A 17,290-nucleotide genomic window follows, 5' to 3' on the forward strand; every position below is an offset into this window, starting at 1 on the left:
CTAGATACGGTGTATAATTTATATTACTAAGACAGTCATTAATACAGGAATGAGGAATATGAATATAATTGTAACAGGCGGTGCCGGTTTCATTGGATCACATCTAGTAGATAGGTTGGTTCAAGAGGGACATCGTGTACTTGTCATTGACAATTTAAGCAGTGGATTGCGAACATTTGTGAATGAACAAGCTGAATTTTTAGAACTAGATATACGAGATGAAAAGATACATAACGTGTTTGAAAACTTTCAACCAGATTATGTATTTCATGAGGCAGCGCAAACTGTTGTAGCAGAATCCATGGTACATCCAACAGAAGATTGTGATATCAATTTAATGGGATTATTAAATTTATTACAAGCCTCAGTTAAAGTGGGTGTAAAAAAATTCCTTATGCCATCTTCTGCTGCGGTATATGGAGATTTAGAGGTATTACCTTTGACAGAAGAATTAGCAGGAGTCCCACGTTCTTGCTATGGATTGACAAAATTAACTACGGAAGGCTATTTGCGTATTTACCAAGAATCTTTTGGATTATCTTATATTTGCTATCGCTATTCTAATGTATATGGACCACGTCAAGGAAATGGTGGTGAAGGTGGCGTTGTTAGCATTTTCTGCGAACATGTGGCGAATGGTGAATCCATCAAAATTTTTGGTGATGGAGAACAAACACGTGACTTTGTCTATGTAGATGACGTAGTAGAAGCAAATATATTGGGATTAAACAATGATGTAACAGGTGTCATCAATGTGAGTACAGAAACTGGAATTTCTGTGAATGATTTAATCGACACATTAGAAGATATTGCTGGCACTACGGTAACGCGTCATTATGAAGAACCGCGAATTGGTGATATTAAACATTCTTTATTGAGCACTGCAAAAGCAAAACAATGTTTAGGGTATATGCCGAAATGGACATTACAAAAAGGACTGGAAAATACCTATCACTATGTGAAAGATAATAGATAACATCATAAGAGCTTTGCGCAGGCAAAGCTCTTTGTTATTGAGGAGGAACTATGCAAATTAATGCAGCTGTACTGGAAGTGTTTGACTTTACGTCGTCTATGTCGGCCTATTCAGATCATCCTATGGATATTACTGAACTAGAGATACAAAGCTATCTTGAAATGCATGTAATGAAAGCGTTACAAGACCCTGGAGCCAGAACTGGTTATATCTCGGACCAAACACCATGGGGGCGAAAGATCAAACAATTGGAGAATCAAGAAGTAAGCCTTGTAGAGTTTGGTAAAGAACTAGGTGAGACTTTATTTACCTATATGGCACAAGCAATGGACCCTTGTGTACTAGATATGATTGTCTGTGAAGCACAAGGAGAGCAAGCTTACCTTTGTGTTCTTCTTTGTAAAGCTCATGATGGATATACTCATCAATTATATTCAGAAGAGGATGGTTCATTAGCGACAAAATTAGTAGAGCATAGAGTCGTATTACCAACAGTGACACAAAAACTATATGCCTTTGCAAGTATTAAACTTTCTGATTTATCCATTCGTCTCTTTGAGCCGAAAGGTGAATATGATGGAGAGAAAATGAACTTCCTAGAAGAACGAATCTTTCAGGTGACCACGAATCCGTCTTCTAAAGATACAGTGAAAAAAGTACGCACTGTGGTAGATCGAATTTCTAAAGCTCATGAGCAAGATGGTGTGGCAGCTATGGCTAAAACAAAAGAATTACTAGCTAAGAATGCAGAAGTATCTGACACATTAGAAGCACGACATATTATTGAGCAAGTGTTTAGTACGAACCCCATTCAGCGAGAAGCAGCTATGAAAGAGCTAGCAGAAGAAGATTTACTTGAACCATTGCCAGTGAGTCGGACCTATGCTACTAAAGTGGGCAAGCAACATAAAATTAAAACAGATACAGGTATTGAACTTTCATTTCCAGTAGAATATATGAATGATCGTGAGTTTATAGAAATTTCAACGAATGAAAATGGTACCTTGCGCATTGAATTAAAAAATATTTCAAAGATTACCAACAAATAGGGGGTCTTATGAGTAAAAAAGGTCATAAAAAAACAAACGCATTACGCATACTAGATACTCACCATATTGACTATGAAGTGTTCACCTACGAATGGTCTGAAGAACGCGGAGCTGGTATACACGTAGCTGAATCTTTGCATATTCCGCCTGAACAAGTGTTTAAAACACTTGTGGGGAAAGGCAATGTAACTGGTCATGTGGTGTTCTGTATTCCTGTAGAAGGGGAACTAGATATGAAACAAGTCGCACGAGTGAGCGGAAATAAATCGGTAGAATTGATTGCGGTAAAAGACTTATTACCGTTAACAGGATACTTACGTGGCGGTTGCTCTCCATTAGGGATGAAAAAAGCATTTCCTACCTATTTTGATGATAGCATTACATCCATTCCTATGGTCTATGTCAGTGCAGGACTTAGAGGTATGCAAGTACAGGTTAATCCACGAGCATTAGTAGACGTAGTAGGTGGCACGATAGCGCCACTGACAATGGGGTAAGTATGGCAAAGAAGTATTATGCTGTTCGAGTAGGGCACAATCCAGGAATCTACGTGACATGGTCTGACTGTGAAGTGCAAGTAAAAGGATTTCCTGGTGCGCAGTATAAGTCATTCCCTACAGAAGCAGAAGCAAAAGCCTATATGGGCTCTATCGATTTACCTAAGAGTGCAGGGATTAAACCGACTAGAACTGGTACAAAGAAAACATCTGCTAGTGCGTCTAAAGGTATGAGCGTAGGTGAATACCTTAAGACACAGACTAATAACATAAGTCAAATCGTAGAATTAGATCCTTGTGAAATTCGTGCTTTTATCGACGGCAGTTTTGATAAGCGAAAAGGTGTGGTTGGCTCTGGAGGGGTTATTCTTCTTGGTGCAGAAGAAGTAGAATTTTCTCTTTCGAGTAAAGAACCGAATCATGTGGCCTATTGGAATGTGTCTGGGGAATTATTAGCAGCACTTCATGTAGTGGATTATGCACTAGACCATGGGTATACATCATGCTCTCTCTATTATGATTATATGGGCATTGAAATGTGGGCTACAGGTAGATGGAAAACAAATAATCCATTAACAACTAACTATGCGAAACGAATGAAAGAAGCTAGCAAAAAACTTCGTATCGATTTTCATAAGGTAAAAGCTCACTCTGGTATCGCCTATAACGACCGTGCAGATGCATTAGCAAAGAAAGGAACGCTACTAAAATAACACTGGTAGGAAATTTCTCATAAAATTCCTTTAATCTCTCCATGATTTGATGTACAATAAAAGTACGATTACAATCATACTGTACATAGGAGGAAACTATGAAACGGATTCAATTAGACTCTGGTTTTGTTTATGATTATACAAATATGATGTTACCTGGAGGGGTGACGGAAGCAGATGTAACAAACTTAGGCACTGCCATTTCTGATGCCTTAGCAGCAGCGGAAGAAACTCGTCATCATGGTGTTGTGAAAGGCCATCTATCCAAAGATGGAGAGCCTGAATTAGTACTTTTTCCACAATTGCCGTATGTAGTGGAAGGCCATATTAATAATCCTACTGTGATGGCTAGATTAGATACTTTAAGAAATAAGAAAGTAAGCACTGTAGTAAGCTTTGGTATTGGTGGTTCTTTCCTAGGTGGAAAAGTATTATTTGACGTGCATTGTGGGGAGTTTTGGAACTCCATGAGCGATGAAGAACGTAATTACCGTCCACGCATGTATTTCAGTGGTAATAATGTTGACCCTGTACGTACCCAAGAATTAATCAAGCAATTACAAAGAGAATGGAAAGAGCAGCAATTTTTAGAAGACCATGCTCATGTGCCTAATGAGTATAAAGTGCTATTGGTGCTAATTTCTAAATCTGGTTCTACTATTGAACCAATGACAAACTTCATGATTGTGAAAGAAGCCCTAGAAGTGGCAATGATTGATTATGAAGTGCTAGTCGTGACAGATCCTAGAGATGATGACAAAGAAACGTTGTTACATAAATTAGCTGTTGCAGAAGGGTGGGGAGACTCCATCTTCGCTGTACCTGATGGCATTGGTGGTCGTTTCTCTGTATTCTCAGAAGTGGGATTAGTAATCGGTGCTTTATTAGGCTTTGACATTCATGCCTATTTAGAGGGTGCTAAAGCAGCAGATATAGCAGCCCAAGAGCAAGATGTATGGAAAAATCCGGCTTTGTTAAGTGCTGTATTAAAATATATTGGCTCTGAACAATATGGTCGTCATATTGAAGTGTTCATGCCTTATGCAGATCGTTTGAAGTCCTTATCTGAATGGTATGTACAATTATTAGCGGAATCCTTAGGTAAAGAAAAAGATGATAAATCTGGACACTATGGTCGTACTCCAATTGTAGCGGTAGGTACTACAGACATGCATGCCCAAACACAGGAACATCAAGAAGGTCGCTATGATAAAGTTGTATCTTTTGTAGATGTAGAAAATTGGCATGTGAATCTAACAGTGCCACATATGTATGACCAATATAGTAAACTAGAAGCTTTAGCCGGTCTTGACTTAGGATTTATCAATCGTGCGGCCTTGGCATCTAATGCAGAGTCCTTAGCCAGTGATGGACGATTTAATGGGACCTACCAAGTTCCAACCATGAATGCCTTCCACTTGGGAGAATTGATGTTTACTATGTGCTGGGCCATCTACTTTGAAGGACAATTGGCAGGGGTGGATGCTTTCAATCAACCAGGCGTAGAAGTGTATAAAAAATTATTAGGACCTAAACTTTCAAAAGCATAGGAGAAGTAAGAATGAATATTTTAGTGACAGGTGGCGCTGGGTATATTGGTAGCCATACAGTACGTGCCTTATTAGGAGCAGGTCATCAAGTGGTGATTGTAGATAATTTATCTCGAGGCCATAAGGAGTCGATTCCTGCAGGAGTACCGTTCTATGAAATGGATATTACAGACCCTGCATTAGGTGAGGTTCTAGATACGCATAAAATTGATGGCATTATGCACTTTGCAGCTCATTCCCAAGTTGGTGAATCCATGGTAAATCCATCTATCTATTATGAAAATAATGTAGTAGGTTCTTACCGCTTAGTAGAAACAGCTCGTAAACATGGCGTAAATCGGTTAGTATTCTCCTCTACGGCAGCTGTTTATGGTGAACCAGAAGTAGTACCTATTACAGAAGATGCGAAATGGAATCCTACCAATGTGTATGGTCGCACAAAATTGATGATTGAAGATATGCTACGTGACTATAGCAAAATTTATGGATTTAAATTTGTAGCACTGCGTTACTTTAATGCAGCAGGAGCGGATCCATCTGGTGAAATTGGTGAAGATCATACACCAGAAACACATTTAATTCCACTTATTATTGATGCAGCCCTAGGTAAGCGTGAATCTATCACTGTATTTGGTACAGATTATGATACAGCGGATGGTACATGTGTACGTGACTATGTACATGTAAACGATTTAGCTTCCGCACACATTCTAGCTATGGAATACCTATATAATGGTGGTGAATCCGATGTATTTAACTTAGGCTCAGGTAATGGTTTCAGTGTAAATGAAATTGTAGCGGCTACTAAAGAAGTGACAGGTGTAGATTTCCGTGTTGATTATGGTGAACGCCGTGCTGGGGATCCAGGCACATTGATTGCGTCTTCTGAAAAAATTAATTCTAAACTTGGTTGGAAACCAGTTCATAGTACAGTACAAGAAGTGATTCGTGATGCTTGGAATTGGCATCAACTACATCCCAAAGGATATTAATCGTATATAGGAGGGCATGATGAGAATATCATCTGTGAAAGACCTCTACAACCAAATAGAAAGATATATACGTACACACGGTCGTCTCGTTTTCGGGGCGACCGTTTTATTGTGCCTTATTTGCTATCTAGGTTGGAGAGAGTCCGCATGGTCGGAGGTTGAACAATTAGAAAGTCCTATACAGTCACATCGTGAAAGTGATGCATTAGGAAAAAATAAAAAAGGAAAATTTGAAGATTCTTCAGAAACACTTACTCATACATCTGAAAAAGGTGAGAAAAAATATAGGGGAAAGAAACATGAAAAAAAGAGAGAATCCCTAGAAGGAGAGACAGATAAGGGGAAACTTGTCTTTCCAATACGGAATGTAGTACGACCCTATCCTTTACTAGATACGTTTTCAAAGGAATTGTCTGTAGTTACTCCAACATCGGTACTAAGTGCAGATAGAAGCAACATGGACAATATGAACAGGAAAGGAAAAGGTAATAAACATAGTATGGAAGGATACGCTGTACATGCCTATGGCAATGATAATGGTAGAAACACGCATGCGAGACATGAGGTAGGGCATGTAAAAGAGATGCAAGTACAACTGTTGGGAATTATACAAGGAGAGGTACCTGTAGCTGTGTTAGATATTAATGGAAATACTCATACTGTGTATGAAGGAGATATAGTAGATGGAGTACAGGTGCATACGATCTGTGATACAAAGGTAAAAGTTCAAGTGAATGGTTCTGTAAGATTGATAGAATAAAGGAAGGGTAAAAAATATATGGAGTAAGAAGTAGAAACATAAAGGAAGGAGATACATATGTGGATTAAAACAGTAAATTATTTTAAAAGGAATGTAGCAATCCATATCCATCAAGCTATCTATCGCTGGGGAATAGCCTATGCGGTGATAATGATAGTTTTAGGGGTTATTCCAGCAGAGGCAGTACATATTATGGCTAAAGATATGCCTTTACGAACATTGGTGCAAACCATAGCTAGGACGGAGAAACTTTCAGTAGTAGGATTAGATACATTAGAGGGGAAGGTTACTTTAGAAGTACAAGAAAATTCAGGACAAGAGGCCATTACTAAGTTGGGATCACAGTTAGGTTTTTTAGTCTATGAAGAAGGTGGCACCTTCATCGTAGAGGGGCGCCATGAAGAAAAAGAACGTCGACATGTACGTCGAATCGTAGCGGATATAGGAACGCCTGAGGAATTGAGCAATCTGGTTCAGTCTGTAGTACCTAAAGAACATGTACAAGTGATGCCAAGCACGAATGAAGTGATTTATTATGGAACGGTTCATGAAATTTTAGAAGTAGAAAAATTACTACGATCTTGGCATGCTACACCAAAACAAGTACAGTTAGATGTGGCGGTATTAGCAATGGAAAAAGGCTATGCTAAAGAACTAGGGATACAATGGTCATTTCCTGGATTACAAAGTTCAGGGCTTTCCATGCATGGAAAATCTGAATCAGGTATGGAAGGAAATGTTCATATCGGTCATATTCCTAAGGGCACATCGTATTCGTTTTTAGCGCACCCTGAAGTATCTGCTAAAGAAGGAAGTAGTCGTATGGCATTGATTGCAAGACCTAGTATTGTAGCTCTTAATGGAGAGGAAGCAAGCATACTCATTGGTGAACGCGTGCCGGTGACAGTGGAATCTATTCAAAATGGTGTCACAAGAACCAGTATTCGCTATGAAGAGGCCGGTATACGACTGCGATGTAAACCCTATGTACTACAGGGTAATCACATTGATACCATTGTAGAAGCGGAAGTGAGTAATCCTACTTTGGTCCCTGAAATGAAAGCTTATCGCATTACCACAAGGCAAGCAAAAACAAGAGTGCGCATACCTGATGGAGAAACATTGGTCATTGGTGGATTGATGGATCGACGTACCATGCGCCAATGGCAAAAGGTGCCTATCTTGGGGGATATTCCACTTATTGGTAAACTATTTCAACATAGTCGTAAAACGAAAGATGAAGTAGAGCTATACATTTTAGTTACTGCTAAGGTTATTCAGTAAATAAGAAGGTAAAAAGCCATATATACTCATTCACTATTCCAATATGTCTTATCAATATGATATGATGAAAGTATAGAACATATCAGGTTTTTTGAGGATATGGTCATTAAGTAATAGGGGTATTAATTATGAAAAAAGAAAGAAAAGAACTCTTAACGTTATGGATTACGTTGTCTTTGCAATTAGGGACCTATGCGGCACAGGGAATTGTCAGTCATGAGGTAATGGTGGACAATAGTCAGTCTGTTCCGGTTATACAAATTACCAATCCTGTTCATGGTGTATCCCATAATCGGTATGAGTCCTTTTCTACAGATACGGGGGCTATCTTTAACAACGCTACTACATCTACAGTTAGCACTCAGATTGGTCCTGTAAATGCAAACCCTAACTTACGAGAGTCTGCCAGCCTTATTGTCAATGAAGTAGTAGGGACATCTTCCTCACAGTTAGCAGGAGCTTTTGAAGTAGCAGGACAGCCTGCGGATGTGGTTATTGCCAATCCCAACGGGATTTCTATCAAAGGCGTTCATTTTATTAATACCCCAAAAGCCACGCTTACTACAGGTGTCCCACACATGGTAGATGGTCGGTTAGAAAACTTTGTTATTGAGAAAGGAAATATTGAGGTAACAGGAGGTATCAATGCACCTACAGAACAAAGTGGCTCTAATGTATATACCCCTATTTCAAAGGTGGATTTGTTAGCAAAGACGATACGTATCAATGCAGATGTGGTGGCACAAGATTCTATTCGAGCTATCACAGGACGTAATACAGTGAATTATGCGGATGGAACTGTAACAGCTAGGGAATCTGGTGAAAGTACCCCCACAGGGGTTGCCCTAGATGTAGGGGCTCTTGGTGGCATGTATGGAAATACCATTTCTTTAATCGGTACAGAATCTGGAGTAGGTGTTAATATCAGTGGCTCTATCGATGCCATAGCGGGGAACCTACATATTGATACAGCGGGAAATCTCACCATTGAACAAGGTGGTTCACAGCAAGAGCCTACAAGTATTCACAGTGCCAAAGAAGTAGTGATTCGTAGCCACGACTTCCATAATCGTGGCACCCTTGTGGGTGATGAAACAGTGACAGTACAAAGCGGTACACTTACCAACGATGGGAATCTTCAAGGAAAACAGATTGAGGCGAATGTGACCAATCTTCGTGGACAGGGAGTGATTTCCAGTACGGAGAATATAACGATCCAAGGTACGGACTCTATTGTGTATCAAGGCGGCATACGCTCTCAGTCTGGGGAGATCACTGTACGTGGGAAACAGGTAGAAGTAGATCGAAACCATATACAAGTAGTATCAAAAGATAAACTGCATATAGAATCGCAAACACCTACGCCTGAAACGCCTGTAGATATTCCAAAACCAACACTAGAGAATCCTTTACATACGCCTACTATACAACCTATCCCTCATATACCTAGCAAGGTTGTCGTAGAGGATACACAAGAAGAGTTACCCATTACTGTAGATGTGAATGCCCCCAAGAATCGTCAACCGATTCTAGATACGACGAGGAATGGCATAGATATCCTACACATTACCGGTGTTGATGGAAACGGTGTTTCTCACAATGCATATACACAGTTTAATGTGAAAGACCGAGGTCTTATTCTTAATAATGCTACGAAATATACAAAAACGCAGTTAGCTGGTTACATAGATAAAAATATATTCTTATCTGGGAATGGGGCTAAAACTATCATCAATGAGGTCACTTCTACGAACCCATCTACGTTGAAGGGATATATAGAAGTGGCAGGGAATCCAGCGGATGTGGTCATCGTGAACCCCAATGGTATGACCGTCAACGGATTTGGTGTAATTAATGGCACTCACATGACCTTACAAGGAAAATCTTACATAGACATCGTAGGAAAGGGCTATGGGGGACAACAAGTAGATAGTACGTTTATCAGTGACCATCTACGTAACCGCCACAGTGAACTATGGGGTCGTCACCTTCGTATTGACACAGATACCTTAGAGAATACAGGGAATATAGCAGCAGATACTATGCATATATCTGCCAAAACAATGCACAATGCAGGTTTTGTGGAAAGTAAAGACACTCTCCAATTGACTGGAAACGAGCTTGTACAAGATAAGGGTATTATGAAGGCGAATCAGAGTGTACATATCTCAGCAAACCATATTCGTAATAGCAATTCCTCTGTATTAGAAGCTGGTGGCAGTTTACATATCACGGGAGATGCGCTACAAAATGATGCATCTCATGTAGTTAGTCATGGTACGATACGCTTAGGTGTGAACGCCTTAGAAAATACAAATACAGGGGCAATCATTGCAGAGGATACCCTGCAGATACAAGGGAATACTTTTGCTAATACAAAAGGCATTTTCTTTGCAAAAAACGATGCAGAGATAGATATGAAAGAGGATGTGACGAACACCAATGGACTGTGGCATGTGCTAGGTAATTTGCGTGTGCAAGGACGTCATATTCGGAATAACAACAGCAAAGGTTCTTACTTTGGCTCAGATATGTATGTGGGCGGTAATGCTTATGTGCTAGGAAAAGAGAGCTTTGAAAATAGGTCCTCTGATGTCATTGTCAAAGGTAATCTCACTATCAAAGCCCCTAAGATACAAAACCATAAGGATGTGTTTAAGACTGGATGGACCATTTCAGAAGAAGATAAGTATGAGGGCATACCGCATCTAGACCAGCCTAACTATTATGAGGCAGATAGAAAATACCATAGAACGATTCATATAGGAACCATAGAAGAAGAAACCGCCACATCTAGAATACTGAGCGATGGTACCATCCATATTATAGGGCAAGATGTGCAAAATACATATAGTCAGATTATGGCGAAGGCTGGCTTACAGGTTACGGCAGATTCCATTACCAACACAGGATATCAAGGAACAGTTCATTATGATGATATAGGTCGAGATAGACATTACTGGAAGTATAAACAGAAAAAACGCTGGTGGAAACGTAAAAAGTGGGTCTATGGACATACGGATATCCCCTATGAACATCACGAAGTGTTTGATGCTGAAAGTAGTCCATCTAGTGAACGGATTGCTGTATTAGGGAGTCATGGAACTACGAGCATCCAGTCGAATGCATTTACCAATACAACACTTGAGGCAGATGGAACAGCTTATGCCATACGAGATAAAAAGGTTGAAACTACGGTGGCACCTACAGATGTTTCTAAATTAGTGACCCCAGTGTTGGAACCATCAAAACAACTCTACATGACGACGGATCCCCTTGCCGTAGCTAAGGTAGAAGATAACCCTTTATATACAGATAAAAAGCAATTTTTGTCTAGTGACTATATGGTCGCTAGATTACAAGCAGACCCAGAACGAGTGTATACTCGATTACGCAATGGATACGAAGATCAAGAAATCGCCAAAGAAGAACTCCGTCAAGGTGGTCATACCCTTACAAAATATACAGGTCATGATCAGTCTTTACTTTCAGGGATTCCTAACAGCCTGTTACAACCTGGAGATTTGCGCAAAGATGGTAGTATCGTCTTAGGTAAAGATGTGCAGGTAATAAGCCAAAAAGTAGATAATACGGGCACTATACAAGCAAAGGATTCTTTGTCCATTGTAGGTGGTAATGTTAGAAACCTCAACGGGAGCATCAATGGTAATCTAGTTTCTATACGCACAGATATGTTACAAAATACTTCGGGTCGTATACATGGTAAAGATGGTGTTCACATAGAAGGAAAGGATATCCGTAATGAAACGCAGGTAACGACTAATAATTTATTGGGAAGTCAACAAGATACAGCACATGGCACAGCAAGTATCACTAGTGATGGCGGTATCCATATCCAAGGAGATACCATACACTCTGTAGGGGCTACTATACAAGGTGGTAGTACGGTGAGTCTAGTAGGGAAAGATATACAAGTCTCTGCTCGTGCCTTACAAAATCGCTATATAGGTAGTGGAGTGGCCTTAGAGTCTACTAAGAACCTAGGAAGTACCGTACAAGGACATACGCTGCAAGTCCAAGGTGGAGAGATTACGTTACAAGGCTCTCGTATGATGGGACGCACAGTAGACCTTACGGGGAACTCTCTAACCCTTACGAATGTAACAGATAGAACTTTGTCAGATGTAGCTGTGGGTGCTAGAGGTAGTGACTATTTCAACCGTAAGATGGTCATAGATGAACAGAATTTAGGAGCGACCATTGAAGGAGAAGCTGGTGTTAAGGTGCGTATGGATAACAATGTATCCATGAAAGCAAGCACCATACATAGTAAAACGGGGCTTGTAGACGTACAAGCTGGTCGAGTCTCTATTGAACATGGTACTGAGCACCATGAAACACTATCTGAAGTACATCAAAAAGATAGAGGGTTCTTGTCATCTACTACAAGGGATATCTATGACCATAGACGTACAGATACGGTAGTGGGCTCTACGATTTCCAGTGGTACTGTTAAGGTAGATGGTAAGCAAGACGTACTAGTTAAAGCCAGCCATATAGTGGGGGATGCAGATGTTACGGTTACGAGTGAAGGCAATTTGACCATTACATCAGCGCAGGAAGAATCTGGTGCCACTCATCGTGAGGAAGTACGTAAATCGGGTATCTTTGGTAATGGCGGTCTTAGCCTTACCATTGGTACACAAAAACAAGCAGATACCTATGATGCTAAGAGCAGTGTAGCCAAAGGCAGCGTCATTGGAAGTCGCTTTGGTTCTGTCAACTTAGGTGCTATAGGATCTACACAAATAGAAGCTAGTGATGTAGGATCTAAAGGGGATATTCAGGTTCAAGGGTCTGGCGTGACAATCCGTAATGGTTATACCACATCACATACAGGAGAAATACATAGATTTTCTAAAAGTGGGCTTACTCTCTCATTGTCGAATCGCTTAGTAGATACTACAACCAATGCAGTAGGTACACTCACACGAGCAAACTCTGTAAAAGACGAACGATTGAAAGCTCTATTAGCCTACAAAACCTATGACGATGCTAAGACATCTATAGAAAAATCTAAACTGAAAGACCAAGCCAAGAGTTTACACCTCAATCTATCTTTAGGCACAGAACGAAGCGAAGCTTCTACGAATGTAGATAGTAAGATAGCAAAAGAATCGACTGTTGTGTCCGATGGACATATTCGTATTACCACTAAGAAGGATGATATCCGCATAGAAGGAAGCGATGTACAAGGCAAGGACATTACCTTAGATTCTGCGAACAGTATCTATGTGAAGGGCAAAGAAACAACATCTAATATGGTCCAGAGTATGAAACAGAAACAAGCCTCCTTAGGTATTTCCTATGATCTCTTACAACATCGATTCTCCGATATATCTTTCAATGCCAGTGGCAGTAAAGGCAATATTGTAGGCACAGACATAGTCCATGATCCTACGAAGATAATAGCAACGAATACCCTTGGAGTGAACACAAAACAGGATGTACACATCAAAGATGGTGTTCTCAAAGGAGATGCTATTGAGGCAAATGTGGGTGGAAATTTAGAGATTCACTCTGTACAAGACACACATGATTATACAGACCGTACTACATCTGGTGGCATAGGACTTAGCCTATCCAAGAAAGGTGTATTCAAATCATTACAAGGTTCCTTGCAACGGACGGATATAGATAGCAAATACACCTCTGTGATCCACCAATCTGGACTCTATGCAGGAAGTACAGGATTCAATATATCTGTAGGAAATACGACCACATTAGAAGGGGCCCTGTTATCTAGTAAAACAGATAGGAACATACTGAAAACAAAACAGTTAGTTATGAAGGATATGAAGAATAGGGCGAAGTATACCTATGGATCTAAGGGAGTGTCTTATCTAGCGGATCCAACGATTGGAAAAAGCAGTAAGCAATATAACGAACTTGGATTGGTACCTACGATTATGCCTGGGGAACGTGGCAAAGCGAATAGTATAACCTATTCAGCGATAGCTAAGGGAGTGCTTGACGTGGAACACCCTGAGGTGAATCTCAATGCCATTCGTAGAAATACGGAAGATTCACTACATACATTAGCTACTATTTTTGATAAGCAAGGTATTGCAGAACGACAAGAAACAGCTAAATTATTCAGCAAGTATATGAATGAAGCAATCCATAGATTTGGTGAAATGAAAGATGCAAAAGGACAACGAATTTATAAAGATGGTTCATCTGAAAAGGTCGCATTGCATGCTCTATCTGGTGCTATTACATCAGCCATTGTAAAAGGAAATCCTACAACTGGTGCACTATCCGGTGGACTCAATGAAGCGTTGATACAATCCATAAGTAAATTAGCTAAGGATCACCCAGCAAGAGCGCAACTACTATCTGCTAGCCTTGGTTATACCGTAGATAAACTATTAGGTGGAGACGGATTAGAAGGTGCTAGTATTGCACAAGCTGGAACGAAGTGGAATAGTTTATTACCACAATTAGAAAATGATTTGCATGGAATTGGATCTACTTTATTTACTCTAGCTACTTTGTCAAGCTTAAAAATAGATTCAGCTGGGAAAATCATTGATAAATACGGAAATATTCTTTTTGAATCATATAATGAATTAGTTGTATATTTACGATGGGATGGTAAATTAAAAAAGATGCCAAAAAAGGTTATAGATGACCTAGGTGGAGAGGATTATACACAAGAGGTCAAAAGAAATACAGGAAAAAGTAAATCTGATCTTTATTGGAATCCTAAAACTGGCGATGTCTATGCAGTGCCAAAGAATGGAAAAGGGGAAGCTGAGTGGGTTGATAATGTTGAGGTGGATAAAGATTGATGATAAATAAAAACATAGAATTAAAAAAATATCCGATTTTAGCGATGAATCAAATTGAAAAATATATAGACGATTTTTATGATAGTATAGAAGGTTTTAAGCTGTCCACATTAAATCTTGATAACTTATTTCTTAAAATTACTATAAATATCCCTAATAATAAGAAAACTATTTATAGTTTTTATAGTAACCAACTAGATTTAAAGAAAACAGACATGATACTTTTACATAAGATGGTATGGAATAAATCAAATGATATTCGCTTAATAAAAGAAAACTCTACTTTAAAAAAAGAAGTAAGGAAATATGGTTGCGGAGCAAGTATTCCAACTATATCTGATTCATTTTATATGATTAATAAAGATGATATAGAACATGTACAAAATTCAATAAGCATAATGCTTAATTATTTACTGAATGATATAAGTTATATCAGCGTTGATGAAAATCAGTCTTTTGTAGAAATATATTCTGTTACAGATGATGGATATAGAGCAGGTGGTATGTGGGTATCAGATAGTCTATTAAAAAAAATATGCAAAGAGATATATTTGAATAAAATAAAAATTAAAAAAATTGATTTAGATAAAATTATATGGATTAAGTCGATATAATATTTTAAGTCCTAATGAATATATAAAGGAATGGTGGTGTTACTATTTTATATATTTGTAATCTAAGCATCTTGTACAAATACATTAAAGATTAACAAAATGTAGAATCAAATAAAAAAGAATCCCCTAAACAATCTACTACTGAAACGGCAAGTCCTACTACAAACACCACAAGATTAGCTGATAGTCCAGATATTTATCGGAATGGTGAGCAATATAAACCAGGAGTGGGAACTAGACAATTAAAAGAAAACATTATATATGAGAGTAAAGGGTATTATTACCAAACCGATGAATTAGGACGTATAAAAGCAGCCCAAGGAGACTTACGCTTAGAAGCTGGTAAGAGAAATAACCGAGACCAATTAAAAGCAGGCGGTGATGATCGATTACCAGGTGACGAAGGGGGGCATCTGATAGCTAAAATCTTTGGAGGCTCAGGAGAATTAGATAATCTAGTTGCTATGGAAAAGATTGTAAATAGAAGCGATTATAGAATAATGGAAAATCAATGGAAGAATGCGTTACAAGAGGCGAAGGAGGTAAAGGTAACGATAGATATAGTATATGATGGAGTGAATAAATGACCAACGGGATTTGATGTTATATATAAAGTAGATGACAATCCTGAGGTTATTCAGTTTCTTCCTAATGGAGGATGAATATATGTTTGTAAAAGAAGTGAAAGATGAAGTAGCAATTAAGTTGACTGACTTACTAAAAGCTAGATTAAATACTTTGTTACAAGATAATTGGGAAAGTTTAGTTTTTTTTGGACAGTGCTGGAGGTCAAGTTTAGCACCAAGATACATAATTACTTTTGAGGATGGAACATATATCATGGAGGGAGAGCTATTTTGTTTTTCCTCTGAACGTATTGGAGATAGGTCATTTTTTAATATGTTAGTGGATAATTTTCTCAAAGTATACAAGTTTAAGAATAAGGATAATGTGCACACTCTTAATATACTGAATATTGAGATTGGAAAAAATGGAGATTCTAGATATACATATAGCGAAGATTTGTATGGTAACTATGAATATCCACATACACCGTATATTTTATGGTCATATGTAGAGGTAGGAAATACAAAGGGATTTATAAGGGAGGAGGAAATAGAAGCAGAAAAGTATATTGATAAGTACAGTTTACAACCTAAAAGAATATTACAGCGTAGAACAAAAACTCTTAAAATACCTGATTTGCTAGAGAACTTGCTTTATAAACAAATTATGTATATCAATAGGTATTTGCCTAGTAAAACTAAAAAGCTATACTTTCATTTAGATAGGCTGCATGAAAATTGGAAACTTAGTCTTTACATTAATACTATAGATAATAACTGGACACGAATTAGAAATATACAATCTAATGATAAGATGTGTACATATCAAGAGTTAATTATCTCATTAAAGGGAAGTATTGATGAAATTGATGAGTTGCATCGTATTTGCAGCAAAATGTATACATCTATTGACTACATTTTCGACGTTTCCACCGGTGAACTCTCTTATGTATATGACAATGTCACAGAAGATAATTTTACTGATGAGCTAGCTTTAGTAGAAGCTTGGGAAAAAAGATATTTCTCCCCAGATGGGGAACCACTGCTTACGCATGCAGTAGCACCCCATGAAGGATGTATCACAGGGACTATGCACATAGATATGTCTCAGTTTATTGAAAAGGAGGTAGAGGAAATGGCTAGTGTAGATCCAGCTATAGAATTTACAGGGGAAGATATTCATGATTTGATTCCACAATATCTTCAAAATAGTTACGATATTTTGTATTCTATCTTACCAGGTACATATCATCGGGTATATCTATATGTAGAGAATGATGGAACGGTATGTCGTCAACTAGGGTATATCATTGTCGATGGTGAATACCTCACTTTTGAGGAAATGATAGACCGTAAGGTAGTTTCTAAGGCTACTTATGATGCTACGATGGAACAAATGGCATTGTGGTCGAATTATATGCGAAATGCATTTATTGCATGTCACCTTGAACCGTGGACGGTGTTCTCCTATATG

General features: G+C 38.6%; 12 protein-coding genes. All 12 read left to right on the forward strand.

Annotated elements, in window-relative coordinates; genetic code table 11:
* The first annotated feature begins 58 nt into the window (after window positions 1–58).
* Window positions 59–976, forward strand: a complete 918-nt coding sequence (locus HMPREF3032_RS04670; protein WP_062402442.1) for an NAD-dependent epimerase/dehydratase family protein — start codon at window positions 59–61, stop codon at window positions 974–976.
* A 50-nt stretch (window positions 977–1,026) separates the two neighbouring features.
* Window positions 1,027–2,025 (forward strand): nucleoid-associated protein, encoded by a 999-nt coding sequence (locus tag HMPREF3032_RS04675; RefSeq protein WP_062402444.1) that lies wholly within the window; start codon window positions 1,027–1,029, stop codon window positions 2,023–2,025.
* An 8-nt stretch (window positions 2,026–2,033) separates the two neighbouring features.
* Entirely contained in the window at window positions 2,034–2,522 is a 489-nt protein-coding gene (gene ybaK / locus HMPREF3032_RS04680) for a Cys-tRNA(Pro) deacylase (RefSeq protein ID WP_062402447.1), read from the forward strand.
* A 2-nt stretch (window positions 2,523–2,524) separates the two neighbouring features.
* Entirely contained in the window at window positions 2,525–3,235 is a 711-nt protein-coding gene (locus HMPREF3032_RS04685; protein WP_062402450.1) for a ribonuclease H1 domain-containing protein, read from the forward strand.
* A gap of 98 nt (window positions 3,236–3,333) precedes the next feature.
* The gene (locus HMPREF3032_RS04690) at window positions 3,334–4,785 is read left to right on the forward strand and encodes a glucose-6-phosphate isomerase (protein ID WP_062402453.1); all 1,452 of its coding nucleotides are present in this window, start codon (window positions 3,334–3,336) and stop codon (window positions 4,783–4,785) included.
* 11 nt (window positions 4,786–4,796) lie between these two features.
* A complete protein-coding gene (galE, locus tag HMPREF3032_RS04695; RefSeq protein ID WP_062402456.1) occupies window positions 4,797–5,777 on the forward strand; it encodes a UDP-glucose 4-epimerase GalE in 981 nt (326 codons plus the stop codon).
* Window positions 5,778–5,796: 19 nt separating this feature from the next.
* A complete protein-coding gene (locus HMPREF3032_RS04700; RefSeq protein ID WP_062402459.1) occupies window positions 5,797–6,537 on the forward strand; it encodes a hypothetical protein in 741 nt (246 codons plus the stop codon).
* A gap of 57 nt (window positions 6,538–6,594) precedes the next feature.
* Entirely contained in the window at window positions 6,595–7,821 is a 1,227-nt protein-coding gene (locus tag HMPREF3032_RS04705; protein WP_062402461.1) for a type II secretion system protein GspD, read from the forward strand.
* Between the two features lie 128 nt (window positions 7,822–7,949).
* Window positions 7,950–14,636, forward strand: coding sequence for a two-partner secretion domain-containing protein (locus HMPREF3032_RS04710; RefSeq protein WP_062402464.1), 6,687 nt, complete (start codon window positions 7,950–7,952; stop codon window positions 14,634–14,636).
* Window positions 14,633–15,250 carry a hypothetical protein gene (locus HMPREF3032_RS04715; RefSeq protein WP_156439342.1) on the forward strand — a complete coding sequence of 206 codons (618 nt, stop codon included), beginning with the start codon at window positions 14,633–14,635 and terminating at the stop codon, window positions 15,248–15,250. Before HMPREF3032_RS04710 ends, HMPREF3032_RS04715 begins: the two co-directional genes overlap by 4 nt.
* 227 nt (window positions 15,251–15,477) lie before the next feature.
* Window positions 15,478–15,837 (forward strand): DNA/RNA non-specific endonuclease, encoded by a 360-nt coding sequence (locus HMPREF3032_RS04720; RefSeq protein WP_072270763.1) that lies wholly within the window; start codon window positions 15,478–15,480, stop codon window positions 15,835–15,837.
* A gap of 79 nt (window positions 15,838–15,916) precedes the next feature.
* Window positions 15,917–17,290, forward strand: a 1,374-nt coding sequence (locus HMPREF3032_RS04725) for a hypothetical protein (protein WP_197413489.1), incomplete at its 3' end; no start/stop codon positions are given.

The sequence above is a fragment of the Veillonella sp. DNF00869 genome (assembly GCF_001553345.1).
GTDB lineage: Bacteria > Bacillota > Negativicutes > Veillonellales > Veillonellaceae > F0422.

Bases quoted from the DNA above. Each gene is read 5' to 3' on its own strand.
- HMPREF3032_RS04670 (WP_062402442.1), top strand. From the start codon at position 59: ATGAATATAATTGTAACAGGCGGTGCCGGTTTCATTGGATCACATCTA.
- HMPREF3032_RS04675 (WP_062402444.1), top strand. From the start codon at position 1,027: ATGCAAATTAATGCAGCTGTACTGGAAGTGTTTGACTTTACGTCGTCT.
- ybaK (WP_062402447.1), top strand. From the start codon at position 2,034: ATGAGTAAAAAAGGTCATAAAAAAACAAACGCATTACGCATACTAGAT.
- HMPREF3032_RS04685 (WP_062402450.1), top strand. From the start codon at position 2,525: ATGGCAAAGAAGTATTATGCTGTTCGAGTAGGGCACAATCCAGGAATC.
- HMPREF3032_RS04690 (WP_062402453.1), top strand. From the start codon at position 3,334: ATGAAACGGATTCAATTAGACTCTGGTTTTGTTTATGATTATACAAAT.
- galE (WP_062402456.1), top strand. From the start codon at position 4,797: ATGAATATTTTAGTGACAGGTGGCGCTGGGTATATTGGTAGCCATACA.
- HMPREF3032_RS04700 (WP_062402459.1), top strand. From the start codon at position 5,797: ATGAGAATATCATCTGTGAAAGACCTCTACAACCAAATAGAAAGATAT.
- HMPREF3032_RS04705 (WP_062402461.1), top strand. From the start codon at position 6,595: ATGTGGATTAAAACAGTAAATTATTTTAAAAGGAATGTAGCAATCCAT.
- HMPREF3032_RS04710 (WP_062402464.1), top strand. From the start codon at position 7,950: ATGAAAAAAGAAAGAAAAGAACTCTTAACGTTATGGATTACGTTGTCT.